A 23,694-nucleotide genomic window follows, 5' to 3' on the forward strand; every position below is an offset into this window, starting at 1 on the left:
TCTAGTTCATCTTCGTCAACTAGCGCGTTTTCATCAACTAGCTCGTCAACTTGAGGCTGGTCATCCTCTTTAGGCTCTTCACTGAGAGTTTGTTCTATTGCGGCTTCATCCATTGCAACGTCATCAAGTAATGAGTCAATGTCGTCAACATCGAGTGCATCGTCTAGTTCATCTTCACCAACCAATGCATCTTCATCAACTAGCTCGTCAACTTGAGGCTGCTCTTCAACTTCAGGCTCTTCACTGAGTGCTTGTTCGGTTGCAGCTTCATCCATTGCAACGTCATCAAGTAGTGAGTCAATGTCATCAACATCTAGCGCATCATCATCACTCGCTTCATCTAATAAAGCATCAATATCGTCAGCATCGACCGATTCATCTTCCAGTGTGTTCGATGAGTGTGCTGGCTGTTCATCCGTTTGCACGTCATCAATTAAGCTATCGATATCAAAGTCATCTTCATCGATTAATTCAGCATCAATAGTGCCTACAGGGGTCTCGTCCGCTTCATCGAGTAAGTCGTCAATGTCATCTAAATTAACATCTTCATTTTGCTCTGAGCTGGTAGTATTGTTTTGCTCGTCAATTAGGCTGTCAATATCAAAATCGTCTTCGGCAAGCTCTTCACTTAATGCCGCCATATCATCGTTTTTGTTGCTGTCTTGCGAATCATCGGTGTTGTCGCTGGCGAATAGATCATCAATATCATCCGCACTTAAAATATCGCCTGAAGAGTCGACTTGTGATTGTTCACCTTCTAAATCAATTTCATCGCCTAAGCTGTCGTCATCAGATTGATCAAAATCTTGCTGTAAAAATGCGTCTAAATCATCATCTTCACTGCCTTCTGACTCATCATTAAACACAATATCGTCACTTAAAAGCCCTTCGAGTTCATCTTGATTTAAAACACTGTCATCGTCGTCAAAACTATCATCAATACTGTCATCAAAGATAATGTCATCATCTGGCAGCATATCTTGGTCTAAGTCATCATCTAAGCGAACACTCAGATCATCGTTATCTTCAACGGGGTCAGGAATAAGCGGATCATTATCGACTAGAGGGTCTAACTCATCATTTTCAGTGTAAGTTGGGCTTTGTGGTAGAAACTCATCGTCATCGCTGGCTTCTGGCGCGTTGTTATTTCTTTTTTTCAAAAACAACACAACAGCCGCAATAATAAGTAACGCAGGAATGAACATTAAAGCACCGAGAACAAATGGGTTGCTTAAAATTGACGACACGTTAAGCCCACTGTCCTCTTCAATCTTTTTTGCTTTTTGCTGCTCTATAATCTCATTCTGTTTGGCAATTAACTCTTTAAGTTGCTTTTGAATTTCACTGTCTTGTCCGAGTTGGTCACGAACCGTTTCTAGCTCTTTCGAAATACCTGTTAGCTGTTGTTTTAACTTATTATTTTCGGCAAGAATTTCTTCAACATTATCGACCGATGTTTTAAATTGCTTTTGCAATTCAACAAGCTGCGTGCCTTGCTCAGTTTTGATTGTGTTTATTTCTTGTTTAAGCTCTTGCTTTGCTTCGTCTAAATCGACTTTACGAGCTTGCGTCACCTTTTTTTGCGATTCGTTTATTTCGGCGACTGTTAATGTGCCATTTTTCTTTTTCTCCCACAGCTCATCGTCTTGCTCAGATCGGGCTTTCGCTAGGGTCGGGTTAACAGCACGCATTTCTGCAATAGTCGGAATTTTAAGATACGCGCCATCACGCATGTGATTCAGGTTTTGATCTAAAAACGATGACGGGTTTTTGTCGTACAATGCTTGCATAACCTGATAAATGCTTACAGAGTTATCAGGTCGAATTTTAGCGGCAATACGCCACAGAGTATCAGTCGGTTTTATCGGACCAATTGATCGCCCCTGCGCACCATAATCGACGCCTTTAGGGCCTTTAAGAGTGGAGCCTTCATCAGAGTAAGTCGGTGTTACCACCAAGGCAGACGCTAATATGAAGAGTGTTGCTAAACCGCGCATGCTGATCCTTTATGTTTTAAATGTTAACGCAGCAACGTTGGTTGCTTAAACATCAAGTAATTCTTGCAGAATTGATTCTTAATTATGCTTTCTTGCAAGCTCTATTCCAGCTGCAAACTATAAACCAGTTGGTGAGCAATATCTATTGCAACACGTTGATAGTAAATAGCTTAAATATTAGCGGCTGAGAGACTTTTTTATTGTTATGTTAAGTTTATACGCTTTTACAGCGTATGCGGCAATAATTTGGCACTGAAAACATAAAAAAAGCGGCAATTAGCCGCTCTCTTTACTGAATGACTCAGTCAAAATCATCAGATTTAAAGGTAGTTTGCAATTAGCTCTTCAGCGATTTGCACACTGTTCGTTGCAGCCCCTTTACGCGTGTTGTCACTCACTACCCACATGTTTAAGCCGTGTGGATGAGAAATGTCTGCACGTAAACGACCAACATACACAGTGTCATTACCACTTGCATCAGATACCGCTGTTGGGTAATCACCCAAGTCATCAATCAGTTCTACACCCGGTGCATCATTCAGTAACTGTTTTACATGCTCAAGATCAACTGGCATACGTGTCTCAATATTAATCGCTTCACTGTGACCAAAGAAAACCGGAACACGAACACACGTTGGGTTTACCACGACACTCGTGTCACCTAAGATTTTTTGTGTCTCGTTCACCATTTTCATTTCTTCACGGGTATAACCGTTGTCTTCAAAAGTATCGATTTGTGGGATGACGTTAAAGGCAATCTGCTTAGGAAAAACAGCATTATCCATTGGACGCGCATTCATTAGGTTAGCGGTTTGCTTAGCAAGTTCATCAACGGCCTCTTTGCCCGCACCCGACACAGCCTGATAAGTCGATACATTAATACGGTCAATACCGTATGCATCGTAAATAGGCTTTAACGCGACCAACATTTGAATAGTTGAACAGTTAGGATTTGCAATGATATTGCGGTTTCTAAAATCCGCTAAGCTCGATGCATTCACTTCAGGTATCACTAATGGTACATCGAAGTCATTGCGAAAATGCGAGGTATTATCAATCACCACACACCCTGCGTCTGCAGCAATGGGGGCGTACTTTTCAGAAACATTTCCCCCAGCTGAAAATAAACCTATGTGTGCCTGGCTAAAGTCAAACCCTTCTACGTCGAGTACTTCAATCGATTCACCACGGAATTGTATTTCCTCACCCGCACTGCGGCTACTCGCAAGCAAGAACAACTCGCCAACCGGAAATTTACGATCTTCTAAAGTTTCGATAATTTGACGACCTACTAAACCTGTGGCGCCTAAGACAGCAACATTAAATTTTTGCGACATGTGTTTTCCTCATATGAATAAAGTACTGACTTTATTCGTTAATTCTAAATCCCAGTGCAGCTAAAGCGGCTTCACAGGCACTGTTTGCAGCCACCGACAGTGTATTAAACTCACGTCGTGGCGGGTAATTTTTCCGTAGGCTATCAAACCCTTCTTGATTTAACTTACTACGCAAGATGCCATCATCACGACGAACATCGTAAATAAGGTGTACTAAGCGGCCTATGTCATCTAACGTAAAGGTTTCACCGAGCGAGACAGCATGGCTAATTGGTTCAGGTAAAAAATCTTCCAGCGACTTCAGTGCTGCAACCCCCTCAAGTTCGCACACTTTTTGGTACAACATTTGAGTACCACGGGCTTTTCCTTCAAGGGTATGGCCTGCAATGTGCACACTCGCAAAACGCACATAATTAAGTAGCGGAGTGAGTATATTTGGCTCGTTTTCCCAAACATCAAGCACGCAATCAAGTTTCGCTCCTTGCTCAAATAACTCTAGCAAAGCCTGATTATCGATAACATCACCACGGCTTGCATTAATAAGCGTCGTGCCATCTTTAAGCTTCGCTAAACGTTGTTTGTTTAACATATGCAACGTTTTATGCGGCCCCTGCTTCACCAACGGCACGTGAAACGTAATAATATCGGCAGTGTCAAGAAGGGTATCAAAATCAGTATGTTCTACTAATTCACCCGTCTCATGCTTAGGAGGATCGCAGAGCAATACGTTCATACCCAGTAGGTTTAACTTATCGCGCAGACAACTACCAATGCTGCCTACCCCAACAATACCAATGGTTTTACCTTGCAGTGACTCAGCATTTTCTTGGCATAAAGCATATAAACTACTAATAACATATTCTGCTACAGCAACGGCATTACAGCCCGGCGCACTGCTAAATGCAATATTGCGCTCAGCCAGTAGTTCAGTATCAATGTGGTCAACACCTATGGTTGCCGTACCAACAAACTTCAACTTATCTGCCTGAGTTAATAACGCGTTATCAACATTTGTCACTGAACGAGTTAATAGTATATCAACCCCAGCCAACTGCTCAGGTTGTAAGTTACGGCCATCAAATCGCTCAACATCACCAAAATCGGCAAAGTACTGCTCAACCAATGGCATATTTTGATCTGCAAGAATTTTCATCTGTGTGTCCGAGAAGCAGAAAAGTGGCGCTATTGTAACGAAAATATAGCTATACGGATAGCGTAACTACTTATACAGACTCACGCTTAATAAATATAAAAGGCAAAGAATACAGTGCAGAGTTAGAAACGAAAAAGCCGAGCAAACGCTCGGCTTTGGCAAATACTGGAGAGGTTTAACCTTTATATTTGCTCATTACTAGTGTGGCGTTTGTGCCACCGAAACCAAAGCTGTTAGACATTACTGTATTCAGTTCAACGTCTTTACGCTCAGTAACAATGTTTAGACCTTCTGCTTGCTCATCTAACTCATCAATATTGATAGAAGGTGCAACAAAGTTGTGCTCTAGCATTAACAACGAGAAAATAGCCTCATGAACGCCTGCCGCACCTAATGCGTGACCCGTCATTGCTTTTGTTGCACTGATCATCGGTGAGTTACCGCCAAACACTTCTTGAATTGCGCCAAGCTCTTTAACATCACCAACTGGGGTTGAAGTACCGTGCGTATTTAAGTAATCAATGCCGCCTTCAAGACCTTGCATTGCTTGCTTCATACAACGTACCGCACCTTCACCTGATGGTGCTACCATGTCGTAACCGTCAGAAGTTGCACCATACCCTGTGATTTCAGCGTAGATGTGTGCGCCACGAGCAAGTGCATGCTCAAGTTCTTCAACGACAACGATACCGCCACCACCAGAGATAACAAAACCGTCACGGTTTGCATCGTAAGTGCGCGATGCTTTCTCAGGAGTTTCGTTATATTTAGTCGACAATGCGCCCATTGCATCGAATTCCATCGCCAGTGTCCAGTGAAGCTCTTCACCACCACCCGCAAAGATCACATCTTGCTTGCCAAGTTGAATTTGCTCAACCGCATGACCAATACAGTGTGCAGATGTTGCACAAGCAGAACTAATTGAGTAGTTAACACCTTTAATTTTGAATGGTGTTGCAAGACATGCCGACGTGGTGCTCGCCATCGTGCGCGGTACCATGTATGGACCTACACGCTTCACGCCTTTTTCACGCAGAATGTCAGCGGCTTCAACTTGCCATTTAGATGAACCACCACCCGAACCCACTAATAAACCAGTGCGTTCGTTTGAAACTTGCTCTTCATTAAGGCCTGCATCTTCAATTGCTTGTGCCATTGAAATATAAGCATATGCTGCTGCATCGCCCATAAAACGCATCGCTTTACGATCAACAAATTCTTTAACATCAATATCGATTTTGCCTGAAACGTTGCTACGTAGGTTGTAATCAGCAAACTCTTGGTTGAACGCGATACCACTACGGCCTTGTTTTAATGATTCTAATACTTCTTCTTTGTTGTTACCGATGCTTGAAACAACACCGATGCCCGTAATAACGGCTCTTCTCATGGGTAATTACCTTAGCTCTATACTAAATTGTGTTCTATTTTACGCTGAAAATACACGTTAAGTGGTCAGCTTTCTAGCGTACACATGTACTCTGAATGTGTAGCTTATAAATAACGCCAGACTATTTCAAAGAAAACACGTAAAATAATGAAAAAAAGTTGTAGTTATTTAGTTAAACCATGATCAAAAACGCAAATATACATTTTAATCACCTTGGTACACCCGTCGCCGATCAGTTTGACGATGTTTACTTCTCCAATGACGATGGCTTAGCTGAGTCGCATTATGTGTTTTATCAACAAAACAATATCTCGCAACGGTTACAAAATCATGACCGCGCGCATTTTGTTATTGCCGAGACGGGTTTTGGTACAGGGCTTAACTTTTTAAATACCTGGCAGCAATTTGCTGCTCACCTTGATAGGCAGCATGACAAGCAAGAAGTTCAAAATCAACATGACCTTAGTGTAAATAAAAGTGACAATAGCTCGGTTAGACGCTTGCATTTTATCTCGTTCGAAAAATTTCCAATTAAACGTGATGACCTTGCCCATGCACTAAAGGCGTGGCCTAGCTTACACACATTTAGTGCCCAGTTAATTGCTCAATACCCCATTAACCTTGCTGGCTGCCACAGATTAGAATTTGCCGACGGGCGAGTCGTACTCGACCTTTATTTTGGTGACGTACAAGACAGCATTGATGCCATGAGTTATCCATGTGAAGGCGTTGTTGATGCATGGTACTTAGACGGTTTCGCGCCGAGTAAAAACCCCGACATGTGGCAGCAAAGTGTGTTTAATAAGATGCGTGCAATTTCACGCGAACATGCCACCCTAGCTACGTTCACAGCTGCAGGATTTGTTAGACGCGGTTTAAATGAAGCCGGTTTCGCTATGGCCAAAGCCAAAGGCTACGGCAAAAAACGTGAAATGCTGATTGGCACCTTAACAACACCCACAGAGCAGCAATCTGGCCCTGCGTATTTTTCTCATCATGCAAGTACATTAAATAACGTTGCTGTTATTGGTGGCGGCATCGCCAGTAGTAGTGTGATGTACTCTTTAGCAAAAAGGGGCATTACAACGACACTTTTTTGCCAAGATGACGCACTTGCTATGGGGGCCTCACACAATGTTCAGGGCGCTGTTTACCCGCACCTGCAAGCTAAGAACTCACCGCACAGCGAAATGTTTGCGCATAGCTTTTTATACGCAAAACGCCTATATCAACAATTACTCGATGACGGCTTCGACTACCCTCACCAATGGTGTGGTGTATTGCAACACGCAGTAAAACAGGGCTTGGCTGATAAACACCAAAATTTAGCCGACAAAGCCCTTTGGCCAACTGAATTAATGCGCAATGTCAGTGCGACTGAAGGCGATGATATTGCGGGAGTAAACACAGGCTACTCTGGCGTATTCTTTGAACAAGGTGGCTGGGTAAACCCGCCTGCCTTAGTGACCGCCCTCTTTAATAAGGCATACTCACTCAATCCAATTAAAACCCATTTTAACTGCCATATTGAACAACTTGAAAAAACAGAATCAGGTTGGGTGTTACACACAAAAACACAGCAATTTGGTCCATTTAGCGATGTAATAATATGTGCGGGCGAGCATAGCGACCAATTTAAGCAAACCCAGGCATTGCCCGTTGTAGGTGTGCGTGGTCAGGTATCGCATGTTGAGGCAAGTGAGCAATCCAAACAATTAAAAACGGTGCTGTGTCATAAAGGATATTTTACCCCTGAGTTTCAAGAGCATCACTGCATGGGGGCAACATTTGAGAAAAACTCAAAAAGCCGCGAAGTGAAAGAGCAAGATAACCAAACAAACCGAGAACAACTGCTTAGCTTCTATAAAGACAGTGACTTTGCCACATCATTAGGCGAAATTACCGCAGCCAAAGCAGCAGTAAGATGCAGCTTTATTGATCACCTACCAATGGCTGGCGAGTGGGCGGAGCAAGACGATTATGTCAATGCCTTTGCGAATTTAAGACTCGGAAAACGTTACCAATATCAGCCCTTAGCAAAACCTCAACAAGGCTTGCATGTGCTTACAGGGTTTGGGGCAAGAGGTCTGTGCAGTGCGCCACTGTGTGCCGAACACTTGGTCGCCTGCTTAAACAATGAACCCAGACCTTTTAGCGAACGTGTTAGCCAAGCAATTCACCCTGCTCGCTTTATTATTCGCGACCTAATTCGTAATAAAATCTAAAAAGGCAGGGGGCTAAAAAGTCCCCCTTCTTTTTCAAGCCGATTACAAATTAGTTTAATTTGTCCCTTTAAAATTAAGATCACACCCCAAAGTAGTAAGTTACACGTAAAAGTTAACGCAACTGGAAGGAGTTTGGTATGAAAACCCTAATCATAGGTGCAAGCGGACAAATAGGTAAAATGACCACCCAAAAAATGCTCGCTCAAGAGCATGAAGTCGTGGCATTAGTACGTGATAAAAGCAAATTGACTGACATTGAGCACCCAAACCTGAGCATTGTTGAGCAGGATCTAGAAAATGATTTTAGTCACGCACTTACAGGGGTACAGCAAGTTATTTTTAGTGCCGGTTCTGGTGGTGCAACCGGTGCCGATAAAACCTTGCTCATTGATTTATGGGCTGCGGTAAAAGCAATTAACTATGCAGTTGATGCACAGGTTGAGCACTTTATCATGGTAAGCTCCATTGGCGCTGATGATCCCGATGGCATTGAAAGCAGCATCAAACCTTATTTAGTGGCTAAGCACATGGCCGATGAGCATCTACTACACAGTGGCTTACATTACAGCATAGTAAGACCAGGCACACTCCTTAACGAATCGGCGTCTGGATTATTCACCATAAATCGTCCTGCAACACGCCAAGATGCCGTGATAAACCGAGAAGATGTTGCTGATGCACTGGTTTATATCGCCAGTCATAAACCTGATAAATCGCAACTATTCGAGTTATTTAATGGTGACAAACCACTCGACGAACTATTAGCAGGTAACTAAGCAAACACAAAATAGATTCCCTGCCACGCAAGTTGCAGGGAAAGTAACGTCAGAACTAAACGAAAAATCTGTTTAAATTTATCTGATGAGATACGGTGCAATAGCTTCAAACCCAGCCAAGTGCCTATTGCACCACTCATAATCATCGACATTACAAGCGGCAACCACTGCCAAAATGCAAACCCGACAGCACCATACAAAATAGCCTTTAAAGTATGCTGCACCGTCATACAACTCGAAAATGTCGCGGTAAATTGCAGCTTATTGTAGTTATTTACATACAAACAACTACCAACCAGCGGCCCACTGGCACCCACAAACATCGAAATAAACGAGGTCCAAAGCCCTGCTAAAATGCGCCAAAGCGTTGATGTTTCTCTGATCTTAGGTGTCACACCCCAAAGCAAATAGAGCACAAAAGCTGCCACCACTATTTTCATTAACTCAAGCGGAATAGCGGTGACGATAGTTGACGCTACCAGTGCACCAAAGATTCCTCCCAACGAGAAATATAAAAACATAGCGCCATCGATATGCTTAAAAGTATATAAAAAGCGGTTCGCGTTAGAGCCCAGCTGCACTAAGCCGTGCACAGGGATCACCACACTCATAGGCATCATTGACGCCATAATGACTAACAACATTAACCCGCCACCAGCACCAAATGCAGCAGACACCATCGAGGTAAAACCTGCCAATATAATTAAGATAATTGTGCTGATCGGGCTTAACAACCCCCCACTAAAGAAATCCCAACTTACCAGTTCCATTATCGCGCTTTAAATAGAGTGTTTAGACTAAAATTACCATGGCAAGATAGTATTAGCGACTGTTTGAAACTGCATTTCGACTAAAAGCGGAGAACCCCCTCAGCACTCAAACTGGTCGGACTAGAGGTTTATTTTGTGCAACTGATGGTATATAACTATATCTATAACAAAAGAAAACGATAAAGGCACACCATGACCCCCATAACCGTAAGCACACAAGGCAGTGTTGCTATTCTCACAATGACCGCAGGTGAAAACCGCCATAATCCTACGTTTGCAGAAGCATTTTTAAATTGCCTTGATGGCATTGAAGCTAACTCAGAACACAAAGCACTGATTATTACCTCAAGTGATGAAAAATCGTGGAGTTTAGGTATAGACACCGACTGGCTAATGCCCGCTTTAAAAGCACAAAAATATGAAGAAGTAAGTGGTTTTATGCACGCTATGGATGCCGTATTTAAACGTTTGTTACTTTACCCAATGCCAGTTATTGCCGCTATTAATGGCCATGCATTTGGTAATGGGGCTATTTTAGCGTGCGCCTGCGATTTTAGATTTATGCAAAGTAACCGCGGCTTTTTCTGTTTTCCTGAAGTTGATTTATCGATTCCGTTTTTACCAGGCATGATTGAATTTGTAAAAAAATCGATGCCCTATTACCGCTTTAACGAAATGAAATTGACAGGACGCCGGGTTACTGCAAGCGAGCTTGTTGCAGACCATGTTATCGAACAAGCCTGCCCCGACAGCGAAAGCTTGTTTAATACCGCATTCGAATTTGCCAGCCAGTTCGATAAAAAACGCCCTATATTTGCCGAACATAAAAAGCGCCTTCATAAACACATCATCGAAACGATTGATGTTGAAAACAAACCCATCATCGATGCCGTTCAGTTGGTTGTGTGATTTAACGTGAATAACCCCTTCAGACTCAATGAATAAGGGGTGTATTTTAGGCAATAAAAAAGGCCGCTCTGAGAGCGGCCTTTTATGTTTGGTGGAGCTGGGGGGATTTGAACCCCCGTCCGAAAAGCCTCGACCTTTGGTACTACATGCTTAGTATCGTCTTTTAGTTAACCTTTACAGCTCGGACGAACACGATCTGCAAAGGCGAGGCCGCTTAGTTTTAACGCTTCAACCCCGGCCAGGGTTTCCGTCGCGATCATGTGTAAGGGTGACACTCCAAAATCCAGTCCACAAGAATACATGGAAGGAGCGCTAGCCAGCCTAAGCTGCTAGAGAGTAGTTATCGTCGTTTGCGATTACTTTAAATTGCGGCTTTTTTACGAGGCCAACCGCACCTCGACATGCACCTCGGGCGTCTTGAATTCCGTCGAATCCTAATCAGCCCCTGAATTTGGTATCTCATTCAGAGTGTATGTGAAGTATAACTGAGTAAACCCTTTATACTCAAGGCATTAATCAGGTTATTTTGGCATAACCCCTTTGAGTGCTGAAAAACCAAACAGGAAAAGTCAGTTTTTATACGAATTTTCACATATTAAGCATACAAGTTCTTAACATCATACAAAAGTTGTGCTGAAATGGGAGACGTTGTTACCTCTTCTTAAAACAATCCTGTAGCAACGAAAAAATAATAATAACAGGCCTCTTTTACAGGACTTACTTGATGTCGATGTTTTTGTTCGATGAGCAAAGTGGATATGTATCCTTGTGTGAGCATCCGCGCGATGCTGGCTTTCCCATAACGAGTTCACAACTCATTGAGTTAATTGAGCAATCGTCTTACGCAGACTGTGAACTTGTTGATGCAAATATTGGCAAACTTTTTACACCTAGCAGTCAATATCAAAATCAATCATTGGTTGTTGCAAAAGCCGTTGATGCACATATTGAAATCACCGTTGATGAAAAAAATATGATTGCAGAAGCGAGCCTGACAACAGCACGTGGTGGCAAAGTTGTGAGTATGGATGATGCACAAGCAGCGCTATCTGCTGCGGGAGTTAAGCGCGGCATAAGTCACTCTGCGCTTGATACTTTTTTAGGTCAGCAGTTTAAACAACCTGCTGGTGCGCACTACAGTGCTATTGTTGCGCATGGCCGTAACCCAAAAGATGGGAACGATGCACGGTTTGTCCGATTATGTTCAACAGCACAAGATCGCGTTCTTAGCCCACAAGCCACATCGGGTGGCAAAGTTGATATGCGAAACTTGGGCGCGATTATCACGGTTAAGCCCGGTGCGCCACTTATGCAACGTATTCCTGCAACTGCGGGTGAAAATGGCTTTACTGTATTTGGCGATACTTTACCCGCGCAAGCAGGTAAAGATTACCCCCTAGAGCCCTTTGAAGGGACCCGTCTTGATCCGATGAACAGTAATTTACTCATTGCCGACACCAAAGGAGTGCCCGTTGCACTGCCCCGCGGCATGCGCGTAGACGATGTGTTGTGCTTTCATCATGTTGATATCAGTACAGGCCATGTTGAGTTTGATGGCAGTGTTATCATTAGTGGCGATGTTAAAGATGGTATGTGCGTTAAAGCTACAGGTGATATTACAGTACTGGGATTTGTTGAATCAGCAACAATCGAAAGTAAAAGCGAAGTCACTATTATGCTCGGGGCCATTGGCCGGCACCGTGAAAATGAAGATCACTTTACATGCAATATAAGCGCAACACGCACTATTTCGGTTGGGTATGCACAGTTTTGCCATATTAAAAGTGAGCAAGATCTGTTTATAGAGCGTCAAGCTCTGCACTGTGATTTAAGTGCACGTCGTCTAATTCGTGTCGGTAAAGCGAATAACCCTCGCGGCAAAATTATTGGCGGGAATATTTTAGATGCAATGCGTATCGAAACCGGTGAGCTAGGTGCGCCATCAGGCACTAAAACCCGTGTCTTTATAGCGCAGTACTGGCATGATTTAAGACAAAAGCAACAACAAATCAATGACTTTGAAAAGCTGCTTGCCAGTAAAGCAGCCGCCTTACAACAAGCTCGAAAAAAAGCGAATAAAATAACCAATGCAGCTCAACGTGCGCATTACATCAATAAAATAACAGCCAGTGAACAACAAATAAAAATTAAAACCGCAAGCACTAAGAAAAAGAAATACCTTGTTAAGCAAAAGATTGCGCGTTTGTTGGCAACCAGTCGCTTAAAAGTGAATGAGTTAATGCATCCGGGCGTTGAGCTGAAAATAGCACAAGAGAGTAAACATTTTTCACGTATTTACCCTCCCCACTTAGTGCGATACTTCGAAGGGAAAATTACTCAGTCGTTTTAGCGGCTGAGTCTGGCTTTTCATTCTCTTCAGCTTGCTCTGGCAATGGCCATCCGCCTAGTTGTTGCCAACGATTAACAATTAGACAGAATAATTCTGCTGTGCGCTCTGTATCATAGAGCGCTGAGTGGGCTTGTTTATTATCAAACTCAATACCCGCTGCACGACAGGCTTTCGCTAATACAGTTTGCCCCAACGCAAGCCCCGCTAGTGAGGTCGTATCAAAACTCACGAACGGATGAAAAGGTGTGCGTTTAATTTTACAACGCTCAATCGCCGCATTTAAAAAGCCATGATCAAAAGCCGCATTATGCGCAACCACCACTGAGCGCTGACAACCTGCCGCTTTTTGTGCTTTACGTACGGCTTTACAGATTTCTTTAATGGCCTCTTCTTCAGGCACCGCACCGCGTAACGCCGAAAATGGGTCTATGCCATTAAAATCAATCGCGGCCTGCTCTATATTCGCGCCTTCAAATGGCTCAACATGAAAATGCACCGTATGGTCAATGCTTAACACTCCATCGTCATCCATTTTTAAAACAGAAGCAGCGATTTCAAGTAACGCATCAGTGTCTTTATTAAACCCTGCCGTTTCAACATCAATAACCACGGGGAAAAAGCCACGAAAGCGTTTTGCGAAAAGAGTTTGTTCAGTATTTTCCATAGTCTTCTTGGTTTGCCAGTGTAAGCTGGCTATTATGTCAAAAACCACAGCTGCTCTGCTAGAGCAAAAGCGATTAAATCACAGATTCTTACAGGGTTTTTAGGCACAATAATTGCTTTAACTTAATGAGCTAACACGCTGTCAGGCAGTTTTGGACTGCTTGCTATAAAACTTGCCAATTATTTGGCATTGATGATTTGTTGGAGATTTACTGTGATGAAGCTTTCATTACTTTCTTTAAGCCTCGGCCTTTTAACAACGTTTGCAGCCACGCATGCAAGCAGTGCCATGCGCGAATACACTGCTACCGCAGATACTTCAAATTGGCAAATGGTTAAAACATCGCGCTTAGAATGCCAATTAAATCATGAAGTTCCTTTTTATGGCGAAGCCATTTTTAGCACTTCTGCCAGCAAGAATAAAGACGTCAACTTTAATCTCGACATGGTTGTACGTCCAGAAAATTACAGTATTGCTGGTTTAAAAGCTGTGCCGCCCAGTTGGCGTGCAGGCCTACCAGCACGCGATATTGCGAATATGAAATTATTACGTAAATTTGACGGTGAGCTAGGCAATAAAACGGCTTGGGAAATGCTGACAGAGCTCGAAAAAGGCTATCAGCCTACTTTTTATTACCAAGATTGGCAAAACCGTGCCGATAAAATTGCCGTAGGCTTGTCGAGTGTTAATTTTAAACAAGCCTATTGGGCTTTTTTACAATGCCGAGATGCCATGCTGCCTTACAGCTTTGAAGATATCTCATTCACGGTAATGAACTATGAACCTAACTCCAGTAAGCTGACAAAATCATCTCAAAAACGCTTAGATAAAATAGCCGAATACCTCAAATATGACACCAGTATTTCTGCTATTTCAATTTCATCTTATACCGATAGCTACGGTGGTCGTTGGAATAACCTTGAGCTTTCTAAAAAGCGGGCTAAAGCAATCAAAGAGTATATTGTGAGCTTAGGCATCGATGAAAATAAAGTGGATACCGAAGGGTTTGGTGAAAAACGCCATGTTGCCACTAATGACAATATTTTAGGGCGAAATACAAACCGTCGCTTGGTTATTCAAATTGCAAAAATGTAGTCGCCGCTATACGGCGACTACACTGCTAATTCATTTTAATTGGCTTAACGCGTTTAAAGCGCTTAAGCCACTTGTCACCAAATTGAAAAAACGCCAAGCTAATCATAATGACAGTTGCGCCAACAATCAGTGCTTGATCAATCGGCTCATTATTAAATATGCCGCCAATTGCAATAGCAAAACTTGGTGTAATTAAGGTGGTCAAGGCTACCGTGCTGGCATTCAGTTTTTGCAAAACATGAAAATACGCCAATGCACCGATTAACGATCCAAACACCCCTAAGTACACAATCGAGTAAAGCGACTTTACGCTCCAAAGCTCGCTATTGAGTTGACCATCAACCAATAACCAGGTTATAAAAAATAAAGGCGTTACAAAGACTAAAGCACCGAATGTCGTCGCCATTGGGTGAATAGCGATTCGAACACGTTTGATCATCACCCCGCTTAGGCTGAAAAAACACACCGCCATAAATACATACAGCAACCCACTTAGCTGCTCTACCCCACCTTGAATATGACGCTGGCTTACTAAAAAAAGACCGATTAGTGCACACCCAAGTGAAGCGAGTTTTAGTGTGCTGAATTTTGGCTCATTTAAAATTTTCTGCGCCAGTAATCCCGATAAAATAGGTGCCAAACCAAACATTAACGATATTAAGCCAGAAGGCACTGTTTTGGCGGCCATATAGCTCAGTAGCATGCCCCCAAATATGCCGATACTCGAGTATGCATATAAGAATAAGGCGCGACGATGCCAAGGCACTCGGATATTAGCGATAGCAACCACCAATGCAGCAAGCACAAGACCCACCAGCATTCTTAACAAGACTGCCAATGTGGGCGCAACGGTTTCACTACTCCAAACAATACCTAGAGGGGTTGTAGACCAAATCACCACCATTAAAAAATATGAGGCTTTAACTGGCACAAGCTTATTCCTTTAATAAGGCGAAAAAAGCGGAGGAAAAAAACAAAGAATGGCCAACCGCTTTGAACGCGGTTAGTAAAACTTACTTAATTAACCGCAGCACATAACTGACCACACGGCTGGCGTTGCCAGACGCATACTGCGATTATTTGGTCGTTTATTTAGCTGCATCATCATCATAAAAAAGTAAGTAGAAGAGCGTTAAGAATCTGCCTATATGATTATTTTGTCAACTCAAAATTACGACAATGTAGAATAAAATTAAGCCTAATATTTACGCGCCTAACCGTGCTTGTAAATCATAAGTTACAATAAGTTTCTTTGATTTATAACAAAACTATTTAAGTTTTATTAAACAAGTTATATCTTGCATGCCTCTCACGAAGTTTAAGGGTCAAAAAGTGCTTAAAAATAAAACAATAGGTAGCATGTTAATTGTTGCTGGCACCACCATAGGAGCAGGGATGCTGGCATTGCCCATCGCCTCTGCGGGGCTTGGATTCACCACCGCGCTGTCACTCATTTTATTAATTTGGTTTTTAATGACTTACACGGCTCTATTAATGTTAGAGCTTCATCAATATGCAGACAGAGACGCGACACTCAACACCTTGGCTAAATCTTGGTTGGGCAAGCGAGGGCAATGGGTGGCTAACTTTTCAGTTATGTTCTTGTTCTATGCCCTATGCGCCGCATACATAGCAGGCGGTGGTGCACAGTTGCAAGAAAAGCTAAATAATGGCTTGTCACTCTCGCTGGCCCCCCAAGTTGGATCCGTTATTTTAGCCGTGGTCATTGGTACTGTAGTAACACTTGGCACAAGTAAGGTTGATAAGCTTAATAGAGTGCTTTTCACAATTAAAGTGTGTGTACTGGCAAGCTTATTTTATATGCTCACACCGTATGTGCATGGCCAGCACCTACTCGAAATGCCTATTGAGCAAGGTTTAATTCTTTCAGCTATTCCGGTGGTATTTACATCTTTTGGCTTTCATGGCTCCATTCCATCGATTGTTAAATATGTGGGTCTCGACATTAAGACTTTACGAAGAGTCATGGTGGCAGGTGCCGCATTACCGCTCGTCATTTACATTTTTTGGCAACTGTTGAGCCAAGGCATAATGAGCCAAAATGACTTAATGCAAAGCCAAGGTTTATCTGGCTTTGTTAGCAGTGTAGCAAGTATTGCACATAACCCTCATGTTGCGACTGCGGTCAATGTTTTCGCAGATTTAGCACTCGCCACGTCATTTTTAGGTGTGAGCTTGGGTTTATTTGATTTTTTTGCCGATGCCTTTAAAAAAGGTGATGGCAGCAAAGACCGTATTAAAACGGCATTAATTACCTTTGTACCGCCCCTTGGTTTTGCATTATTTTACCCACAAGGTTTTATTATGGCCCTTGGCTACGCTGCGATTGCTTTGGTTATTCTGGCCGTATTTTTGCCTGTCGCCATGGTTTACAAACAACGCCGAAGCCAACCTGAAACAGGTTACCAAGTAAAAGGGGGAAATGTTGGTTTAGCACTGGCGGCTTTATTTGGTGTGCTAATCATTAGCGCCCAAGGTTTACAGATGGCTGGTGTAATCCCTGCTATTGGTTAATAAAAATCACACACTGAAAAAGGCACCTTTGGTGCCTTTTTTCATTATTTTGAGGGATTAAACGGGTCGCTACCTGCGTTAAAAATTGCTCACTTAATTAGACGAATTAAGGGTATCAAATACCATCGCTTTACCACGACCAGATTCTTCAGATGCGGCATCGAGCTTGCCATCTTTATTGATGATCACATGCATATCACCAAAGTGACGCTCATCAAGTTTGTAGCCCATTTTTTCAAGCGCTTTAATAACCTTTGGCTCAAGCCCTTTATGGTGTCTTATCACGTTTTTAGGCCACAGTTGATGATGAAATCGCGGGCTATTTACGACTTGCTCAGCAGACATATTAAACTCTACCGCATTTAAGATTGATTCATACACTGAACTAATAATGGTGGTGCCGCCCGGTGAACCGGTTACCATTTTCACTTTATTGTCTTGTAATAAAATGGTGGGTGTCATTGAGCTTAACATCCGTTTGTGTGGTTGAATTTCGTTGGCCTCACCGCCTAATGCACCGAAAACATTCATAACACCTGGTTTAGCACTAAAGTCATCCATTTCATCATTAAGAATAAAGCCTGCTCCAGAAACAACCACACCGCTGCCAAAGCTTAAGTTGATTGTTGTTGTGTTTGCGACCGCATTACCCCACTGATCAATAATTGAAAAATGTGTTGTTTGCTCACTTTCATGTAAACCTGGTTTGATGTTTTCAGTTGTCGAAATTACATCATTACGAATACCCGTTGCACGTTTAGCGAGATAATCATCCGCGAGTAAGGCTGTTTTTGGTACATCGTAAAAATCAGGATCGCCTAAATACTCTGCTCTATCAGCAAAGACTCGTTTGCCGACTTCTGCAAGAATGTGCACATAGCGGGTCGAGTTATGCTCTAAAGGGCCTGTTGGTTTAGCAAGATCATACATTTTTAGCCATTGTAAAATAGCAATGCCCCCTGAACTGGGTGGCGGTGAAGTAAGCACTTCAAAACCACGCCAATGACCTTTAATAGGCATACGCGATTTGGCCTGATAGTCTTTAAGGTCTTGCTCTGAAATGATACCGCCATGCTGTTTCATAAACGTGGCAATTATTTTAGCTGTCTCGCCTTCATAAAAACCCGCCTTGCCATTATCACGAATGCGCTTAAGCGTTGCCGCAAGCTCTGGTTGCTTAAAGGTTTTATTAGCTTTAGCATCAGAAAAATAATCAGCAAAGTTAACTTTTATCGACTTTTTCTGCATTCGCGAAATATATTTTTGGATACTTGAAGCAAGTTTCGGGTGCACAATAAAACCGTCTTCTGCCAACTTTACCGCAGGATCTACGAGGGTTTTCCACTCTAAGCTGCCATGCTTTTGGTGTGCTAGCCACATTCCGGCAACACTGCCCGGCACACCACTTGCGTGAATACCATACACTGACATGTTGTCTATCACATTCCCTTTTTCATCGAGATACATATCGCGATGAGCTGCTGCGGGGGCAGTTTCACGGTAATCTATAAAGTCACCTTTGCCGTCTTTTTGAATCAGCATAAAACCGCCGCCCCCAATATTACCGGCCTCAGGTAACGTGACAGCCAACACAAATTGGGCTGCTATGGCTGCATCAATGGCATTCCCGCCTTGCTCTAAAATTGCCCGTGCAGTATCGCTACTGTAACTGTCTGGCATCGCCACAGCCGCTTGTTTGGCTAATAATGGCGGATGAAAAAATAATACAACGAGAAGCGAGACACTGACCGTGTATTTTATTAAAGTTCGCATACTAATTCCTTTTGACGTTTTTATACTCATTTATACATGCCAAACTACTAAGGTCAATTAGTTACGCTTAAGTGAGGTTAATTCTGTTTTCGGACATGAATAAAGCACCGCTGGTAATTCTCCGTGTTCATCTTGGTGCAGGTATTCTTTTATAAATTTTAGCCCTAGCTTTTTCATTACACTAATCGATGCAAGGTTATCTTTTAGGGCTGTTGCTGAGAGTGTTTTAACTTCGGGGTGTTGACTAACCGCCAATGCAACACTCAAAGCAGCTTCAGATGCATAACCCTGCCCCCAACTAACACGTTTAAAACGCGAACCAATTTCAAGGTCGCTATAATCTGGCTTATCAAAAAATCCCATTGGCCTCACTAACACCCAGCCAATAAACATGTTGTTGTCGGTAACGCTTACCTGCCAAAGCCCCCAGCCCTTTTGTTCATTGCGAAAAGCATTTAAACGGGGGATAAAAGTGTTTTTAATTGTTTGCATTGTTGATACTTTACCACGGGTTAAATATTTCATTACCTGAGGATCGTTATCAAGCTCGTATAATAATTCTGCATCATTTTCGTCCATTAAACGAAAACTTAGCCGTGTTGTTCTAGCTATATTCATTTTTAAATGCTTATACTGCTTATGGTGTTAATTAACCATTAGAGAAAAATATGAAAAAATTAGCAAGTTTAGTTTTACTAGGATGTATTGCCCTAACGGGGTGTGAAGATGCTGATGAAGCAAAAAAAGACGCAGCCGAAGCGAAAGAAGAAGTTAAGCAAGCTGTCAATGATGCATGGAAAGATGTAAAAGAGGCAACCAGTGAGTTTAACGATGACTCATTACAAGCACTGCTAGCAGAAAGCAAAGAAATGGGTTTAAGCATGTATGACGACGGTAAAGAAATTGCCATAGATGCATGGATCGAGAGTAAAGAAGCCGCTGGTGAACTTTCTGAAAAAACCAAGCAAAAAGCAAAAGAGTTGGCTGAAGAATTAAAAGCAGCCCGCGAAAAGCTTGAACAAGAAAAGAATTAAACTGTAAAAAATAAAAGGGTAAGCCATGCTTACCCTTTTTCATTCACCTTGCGATTAAAGCTCAAATTCTTTTTTGAACTTTAAGCCAAATTCACTGCGGTCATTACTGCGCATAACACCAACAAAACCTGACTGCTGTAAACGACCAACATCGTAAACTTCATTCAATACGTTTTCACCGTATAGCGTCACTTCAAAGTCGCCATTAGGGTTTAAATAAGAAATGTTAAACCCAACAAGTTCACGCGATTCAATATGTTCACTTTGGTTGTAAACTGATTGGCCTTGCATGTCACTGCGGTACGAATAGTTTGCGTTAATCGCCACCGTACCACCGTTGCTTAAGTCAACAAAGTACGATGGGGCAAGCATAACAGTCCAGCGCGGAGTTAATGCAGGTGAGTCACCTTTACCAATGCCTTGCACTCCTTCGTCAACCTCGGTGATCTCTGAATCTAAGTAGCCAATCGCACTACGCAGTGTAAAGTCATCCGTAAATGCTATCGTTGTTTCAAGCTCGATACCTTGTGCTTTTGACTCGCCAGCATTTTCAACAATCGTTACAAAACCACCCCCGGCTGTTGGATCAGAGAATGGCAGTGCTAAATCGGTATAATCTGTGACAAAAACAGCAAGCATCATAGAAATATCTTCATGCACTTGACCTTTAAGGCCTAGCTCATAGTTAATCGCTTTTGTTTCATCAAATGAGACAAATTGATCAGGACCACCAAATGGACGTGGCGGAAAGCCACCTGTTTGATAGCCTTTTTGAATTTGCCCATACAGGTTCATGTTATTGCTGAGCTGGTAAGACGCGTTTACGTCCCATGTTACCGCATCAAAGTCAGCACTTACGTATTTACGCGTTGCAAAGCTTGGAAATTGTGCATCGGCTTCTTTTTTGTCTTTTGAATAACGAAGACCACCGCCTACTGTTAAGTCGTCACTTAAATCGTAACTTGCGTTGATATACGCTGCGTATGAATTTGTTTCTTGGTTAATATCAAAATAACCATAATTACCAAATGAAGCCGTTGTACCATCATTCAATAATCCGTCTGGCGTGTTGAATGGGCTAAATACAAAAGGCCCTGAGCTTGTAAATCCATCTTCATTAAAGAAATACAAACCAGACACAAAATCCATATTATCGTAGCTACCGTTTAACTGGATTTCGAAAGAATACTGATCGGCCCCCCCCTCTTCTGGGAATTCAGATAAATTAAGTGCCACGGCATCATCATCAAGGCCGCCTTCATATTCTGAGCTGCGGTAACTGGTGATAAATTTAGTCGTGTAAGTATTATTAATGTCCCAATGAGCTGATAATGATGTCCCCCAGCCTGAGTAAGCCGTTGATTCGATTCCTGCGACAGTCGTTGCTAAATCATCTGGATTACTTGGTAGCATGTCTTCAGTTAAAAGTGGAAAATCACCATTAAATGGATCATTAGCGTCCAACGGTGCCGTTAACTCGATTGTGTAAGGTGATTGACCTGATTCATTGTCGACGCCATCAACAGAGAAAACAAAAAATAAGTCGCTGTTAGCTTGCCATTTCAACGCCATACGACCACTTAGCTCTTGCTCTTCACCAATTTCGTTTGCTGGATTAACAAGGTTAATTGCCTCACCGACTCCATCACGTTGTTTGTACGACACACTGGCCGACATGCTGACAGTGTCTGTAAGGCTGTTATTAAAATAAACATCACCCGCTAAACGATTGCGACTTCCAACTTTAGCCGTTGTGGTTACAATCCCTTCGTCACCAGGTTGTTTAGTAATAATGTTAACTGCACCACCAAGTGTATTACGGCCATATAAAGTACCTTGTGGGCCTCGCAACACCTCAACACGCTCTACATTCGGGAGTGATAAGTTTGAGCCCATTTGACGCCCAAGGTAGACACCATCTAAGTATACGCCTACGCCAGGATCTGTGGTGATCACGTGATCTTGTAAACCAATACCGCGAATAAACACAGAGGCATGCGCTGCATTACCCACACCATAACGGGTAATATTTAAATTAGGCACGTATTTACCAATATCTTCTAAGTTGCTCATATTGGCTTTATCAATCAGGTTTTCACCGATTGAAGTAACCGCTGTTGGCGACTCAAAAATACTTTCTGTGCGTTTGCGAGCTGTGACTTCTATTTTTTCGAATGCATCTTGTTTCGCGGTGGTTTTTTCTTGCTCAGCGAAAGCTGATGAAGATAAGGCAGCTACAACAGCCACACTTAATTGTGAGAAATGACGTAATTTCAATTAAAACTCCAAAGGATACCGTGTGTGTATTTTTACCTGTAAATCGCAGGCATAAAAAAAGACGCTTAGGTATAAGCATCTTTCCTCTGGAGGGACATTATATGTCAATTTTGTGAAAATACGTATAATTATTTTATATTTTATTATTTTTTATAAACTAAATGCATAATATGTATGACAAATTGGATAACTTTTTCACACAAACCCAATTTTTAAAGAAAAATAATTGCAGAAATTCAAAGAGTAACCCACTTTCCGTCTAAATAATCACCACGCTATGCGCATTATCATAGTTCCTTTAGAAAATATTAAAGTGCACTGCTTTTGATTGAATAATAAACAAAAAATAGTCTATGCTGTTACTTGACCCTATTTTGCAAGGAGCATACTTTGAAATTACTATCCCCATTACGCGCTGCGATTATTGTTGCTGTATCGACGGTGTCCCTCACGGGCTGCCAACTTACCTCCAATGAACTCCCCGCTATTAGTGACTCTGGTACAAAAAACACGGGCCATGTGGTGTGGCATGACTTGATTACGCCAAATTTAGCGGAGTCTAAAGCTTTTTATGGCAAGGTGTTCGGCTGGCAATTTGAACAGGTAAATGACAGCTACACTTTCGCCAAACTCGACGGTAAATTAATTGCAGGCATGGCACAGTTAGATAACACACAAAATGCAAGCCTCTGGTTAAGCCTTATCAGTAGCCAAGATATAACTGATGCCACGAATAAAACACTTGCTGCAGGCGGTAAAGTATTAGTAAAAAGCACTGAAATCAAAGGGCGAGGCACAATTGCCGTATTAGAAGACCCTCAAGGCGCTGTATTTTCATTAATTAATACTGTGAACGGCGACCCCACAGTGAGCACACATGACAATGGGTGGATTTGGCAAGAAGTATGGAGTGATGACCCAATACAAAGCAAAGCTTTTTACCAACGCCTCGGCAATTACTCTTCTAAGGAAAAATCACTGCAACAGCTCAATTACAGCTACCTCGCTGTCGAGGATAAACCTGCCATTGGCTTTGTTAAAAAGCCCGATGCTGAAATCGGTAACACATGGGTTAACTACATTAAAGTCGCCGATGTTGATGCAACATTACTTAAAGTAACGGCTGCAGGCGGGGTTATATTAATGGCACCAAATGAAACCGTTCGCAAAGGAAGTGTTGCTATTATTAGAGACCCAGCGGGTGCAGGTCTGGTCATTCAAGAGGAAATAAAATGAAAAAGCGTTTAATTAAAGTCATCACAGTAGTCGCAGCAGCTATTCTATTAAATGCATGTTCACCTTATGCAAGCCTTAATGTAAACGCCCCATTTAAAGTGGGCCCTGTTTATGTTAACCCAAGCATTGGTGTAGGTGGTTCGTTATAAAAACGACCGTCATAGGGCTCATGC

Annotated in this window: 19 protein-coding genes and 1 other RNA gene; 9 read left to right on the forward strand and 11 right to left on the reverse strand. The window is 42.4% G+C overall.

The annotated features are described in order from the left end of the window. From BM378_RS20360 to fabB, 4 genes are all read right to left on the reverse strand, one after another. On the reverse strand, nucleotides 1-1,997 hold a 1,997-nt coding region (locus tag BM378_RS20360), incomplete at its 3' end, for a FimV/HubP family polar landmark protein (protein ID WP_305728397.1). A 320-nt stretch (nucleotides 1,998-2,317) separates the two neighbouring features. Next, the gene (locus tag BM378_RS17695; protein WP_036967318.1) at nucleotides 2,318-3,334 is read right to left on the reverse strand and encodes an aspartate-semialdehyde dehydrogenase; all 1,017 of its coding nucleotides are present in this window, start codon (nucleotides 3,332-3,334) and stop codon (nucleotides 2,318-2,320) included. 31 nt (nucleotides 3,335-3,365) lie between these two features. Beyond that, the gene (locus BM378_RS17700) at nucleotides 3,366-4,487 is read right to left on the reverse strand and encodes a 4-phosphoerythronate dehydrogenase (RefSeq protein WP_036967315.1); all 1,122 of its coding nucleotides are present in this window, start codon (nucleotides 4,485-4,487) and stop codon (nucleotides 3,366-3,368) included. A gap of 175 nt (nucleotides 4,488-4,662) precedes the next feature. Continuing rightward, entirely contained in the window at nucleotides 4,663-5,877 is a 1,215-nt protein-coding gene (gene fabB / locus BM378_RS17705) for a beta-ketoacyl-ACP synthase I (RefSeq protein ID WP_036967312.1), read from the reverse strand. Between the two features lie 179 nt (nucleotides 5,878-6,056). On the opposite strand from fabB, the gene mnmC reads away from it, so the two are divergent. Both mnmC and BM378_RS17715 read left to right on the forward strand, forming a co-directional pair. Then, nucleotides 6,057-8,102 carry a bifunctional tRNA (5-methylaminomethyl-2-thiouridine)(34)-methyltransferase MnmC2/FAD-dependent 5-carboxymethylaminomethyl-2-thiouridine(34) oxidoreductase MnmC1 gene (gene mnmC / locus BM378_RS17710; protein WP_074989691.1) on the forward strand — a complete coding sequence of 682 codons (2,046 nt, stop codon included), beginning with the start codon at nucleotides 6,057-6,059 and terminating at the stop codon, nucleotides 8,100-8,102. Nucleotides 8,103-8,239: 137 nt separating this feature from the next. Beyond that, nucleotides 8,240-8,878, forward strand: coding sequence for an SDR family oxidoreductase (locus BM378_RS17715; protein ID WP_074989692.1), 639 nt, complete (start codon nucleotides 8,240-8,242; stop codon nucleotides 8,876-8,878). On the opposite strand, the gene BM378_RS17720 is transcribed toward BM378_RS17715, so the two are convergent. Further along, a complete protein-coding gene (locus BM378_RS17720; protein ID WP_065978089.1) occupies nucleotides 8,875-9,648 on the reverse strand; it encodes a sulfite exporter TauE/SafE family protein in 774 nt (257 codons plus the stop codon). The two genes, BM378_RS17715 and BM378_RS17720, sit on opposite strands and share 4 nt — an antisense overlap. 192 nt (nucleotides 9,649-9,840) lie before the next feature. Here BM378_RS17720 and BM378_RS17725 point away from each other — a divergent pair, with 192 nt between their 5' ends. Further along, nucleotides 9,841-10,557, forward strand: coding sequence for an enoyl-CoA hydratase/isomerase family protein (locus tag BM378_RS17725; RefSeq protein ID WP_074989693.1), 717 nt, complete (start codon nucleotides 9,841-9,843; stop codon nucleotides 10,555-10,557). Between the two features lie 89 nt (nucleotides 10,558-10,646). On the opposite strand, the gene ssrA is transcribed toward BM378_RS17725, so the two are convergent. Beyond that, nucleotides 10,647-11,003, reverse strand: a transfer-messenger RNA (tmRNA) gene (ssrA, locus tag BM378_RS17730). A gap of 278 nt (nucleotides 11,004-11,281) precedes the next feature. Between ssrA and BM378_RS17735 the strand changes: the two genes are divergently transcribed. After that, nucleotides 11,282-12,907 carry a FapA family protein gene (locus BM378_RS17735; protein WP_036967253.1) on the forward strand — a complete coding sequence of 542 codons (1,626 nt, stop codon included), beginning with the start codon at nucleotides 11,282-11,284 and terminating at the stop codon, nucleotides 12,905-12,907. Here the strand turns inward: BM378_RS17735 and rnt are convergent. Beyond that, nucleotides 12,891-13,571, reverse strand: coding sequence for a ribonuclease T (gene rnt, locus BM378_RS17740; protein WP_036967250.1), 681 nt, complete (start codon nucleotides 13,569-13,571; stop codon nucleotides 12,891-12,893). The two genes, BM378_RS17735 and rnt, sit on opposite strands and share 17 nt — an antisense overlap. A 216-nt stretch (nucleotides 13,572-13,787) precedes the next feature. Between rnt and BM378_RS17745 the strand changes: the two genes are divergently transcribed. After that, nucleotides 13,788-14,666 (forward strand): flagellar protein MotY, encoded by an 879-nt coding sequence (locus BM378_RS17745; protein WP_036967246.1) that lies wholly within the window; start codon nucleotides 13,788-13,790, stop codon nucleotides 14,664-14,666. A gap of 25 nt (nucleotides 14,667-14,691) precedes the next feature. Here the strand turns inward: BM378_RS17745 and BM378_RS17750 are convergent, their stop codons facing one another. Next, nucleotides 14,692-15,597, reverse strand: a complete 906-nt coding sequence (locus BM378_RS17750; protein WP_036967245.1) for a DMT family transporter — start codon at nucleotides 15,595-15,597, stop codon at nucleotides 14,692-14,694. Nucleotides 15,598-15,998: 401 nt separating this feature from the next. On the opposite strand from BM378_RS17750, the gene BM378_RS17755 reads away from it, so the two are divergent. Beyond that, the gene (locus tag BM378_RS17755; protein ID WP_074989709.1) at nucleotides 15,999-17,201 is read left to right on the forward strand and encodes an aromatic amino acid transport family protein; all 1,203 of its coding nucleotides are present in this window, start codon (nucleotides 15,999-16,001) and stop codon (nucleotides 17,199-17,201) included. 93 nt (nucleotides 17,202-17,294) lie between these two features. Here BM378_RS17755 and ggt read toward each other — a convergent pair whose 3' ends face one another. Further along, nucleotides 17,295-18,974: a gamma-glutamyltransferase gene (ggt, locus tag BM378_RS17760; protein ID WP_074989694.1), complete on the reverse strand. Its 1,680-nt coding sequence runs from the start codon at nucleotides 18,972-18,974 to the stop codon at nucleotides 17,295-17,297. A 57-nt stretch (nucleotides 18,975-19,031) separates the two neighbouring features. After that, on the reverse strand, nucleotides 19,032-19,592 hold the full coding sequence (locus BM378_RS17765) for a GNAT family N-acetyltransferase (protein ID WP_074989695.1): 561 nt from the start codon (nucleotides 19,590-19,592) through the stop codon (nucleotides 19,032-19,034). Nucleotides 19,593-19,642: 50 nt separating this feature from the next. On the opposite strand from BM378_RS17765, the gene BM378_RS17770 reads away from it, so the two are divergent. After that, complete coding sequence (locus BM378_RS17770; RefSeq protein ID WP_036967240.1) at nucleotides 19,643-20,008, forward strand: hypothetical protein; 366 nt, start codon at nucleotides 19,643-19,645, stop codon at nucleotides 20,006-20,008. 54 nt (nucleotides 20,009-20,062) lie between these two features. Here the strand turns inward: BM378_RS17770 and BM378_RS17775 are convergent, their stop codons facing one another. Beyond that, nucleotides 20,063-22,285: a TonB-dependent receptor gene (locus BM378_RS17775; protein ID WP_074989696.1), complete on the reverse strand. Its 2,223-nt coding sequence runs from the start codon at nucleotides 22,283-22,285 to the stop codon at nucleotides 20,063-20,065. A gap of 390 nt (nucleotides 22,286-22,675) precedes the next feature. Here BM378_RS17775 and BM378_RS17780 point away from each other — a divergent pair, with 390 nt between their 5' ends. Together BM378_RS17780 and BM378_RS20475 are read left to right on the forward strand one after the other, a co-directional pair. Further along, nucleotides 22,676-23,521: a VOC family protein gene (locus BM378_RS17780; RefSeq protein WP_074989697.1), complete on the forward strand. Its 846-nt coding sequence runs from the start codon at nucleotides 22,676-22,678 to the stop codon at nucleotides 23,519-23,521. Further along, nucleotides 23,518-23,670, forward strand: a complete 153-nt coding sequence (locus BM378_RS20475; RefSeq protein WP_162898041.1) for a hypothetical protein — start codon at nucleotides 23,518-23,520, stop codon at nucleotides 23,668-23,670. Before BM378_RS17780 ends, BM378_RS20475 begins: the two co-directional genes overlap by 4 nt. The last annotated feature ends 24 nt before the right edge of the window (nucleotides 23,671-23,694 follow it).

Source organism: Pseudoalteromonas lipolytica, from assembly GCF_900116435.1.
Lineage (GTDB): Bacteria > Pseudomonadota > Gammaproteobacteria > Enterobacterales > Alteromonadaceae > Pseudoalteromonas > Pseudoalteromonas lipolytica.

Excerpts from the sequence above, each read along its gene's own strand:
- BM378_RS17720 (WP_065978089.1), bottom strand. The coding sequence starts at position 9,648 with ATGGAACTGGTAAGTTGGGATTTCTTTAGTGGGGGGTTGTTAAGCCCG.
- BM378_RS17765 (WP_074989695.1), bottom strand. The coding sequence starts at position 19,592 with ATGAATATAGCTAGAACAACACGGCTAAGTTTTCGTTTAATGGACGAA.
- BM378_RS17725 (WP_074989693.1), top strand. The coding sequence starts at position 9,841 with ATGACCCCCATAACCGTAAGCACACAAGGCAGTGTTGCTATTCTCACA.
- BM378_RS17745 (WP_036967246.1), top strand. The coding sequence starts at position 13,788 with ATGAAGCTTTCATTACTTTCTTTAAGCCTCGGCCTTTTAACAACGTTT.
- rnt (WP_036967250.1), bottom strand. The coding sequence starts at position 13,571 with ATGGAAAATACTGAACAAACTCTTTTCGCAAAACGCTTTCGTGGCTTT.
- BM378_RS17735 (WP_036967253.1), top strand. The coding sequence starts at position 11,282 with ATGTCGATGTTTTTGTTCGATGAGCAAAGTGGATATGTATCCTTGTGT.
- BM378_RS17700 (WP_036967315.1), bottom strand. The coding sequence starts at position 4,487 with ATGAAAATTCTTGCAGATCAAAATATGCCATTGGTTGAGCAGTACTTT.
- fabB (WP_036967312.1), bottom strand. The coding sequence starts at position 5,877 with ATGAGAAGAGCCGTTATTACGGGCATCGGTGTTGTTTCAAGCATCGGT.
- BM378_RS17715 (WP_074989692.1), top strand. The coding sequence starts at position 8,240 with ATGAAAACCCTAATCATAGGTGCAAGCGGACAAATAGGTAAAATGACC.
- mnmC (WP_074989691.1), top strand. The coding sequence starts at position 6,057 with ATGATCAAAAACGCAAATATACATTTTAATCACCTTGGTACACCCGTC.
- BM378_RS17695 (WP_036967318.1), bottom strand. The coding sequence starts at position 3,334 with ATGTCGCAAAAATTTAATGTTGCTGTCTTAGGCGCCACAGGTTTAGTA.
- ggt (WP_074989694.1), bottom strand. The coding sequence starts at position 18,974 with ATGCGAACTTTAATAAAATACACGGTCAGTGTCTCGCTTCTCGTTGTA.
- BM378_RS17770 (WP_036967240.1), top strand. The coding sequence starts at position 19,643 with ATGAAAAAATTAGCAAGTTTAGTTTTACTAGGATGTATTGCCCTAACG.
- BM378_RS20475 (WP_162898041.1), top strand. The coding sequence starts at position 23,518 with ATGAAAAAGCGTTTAATTAAAGTCATCACAGTAGTCGCAGCAGCTATT.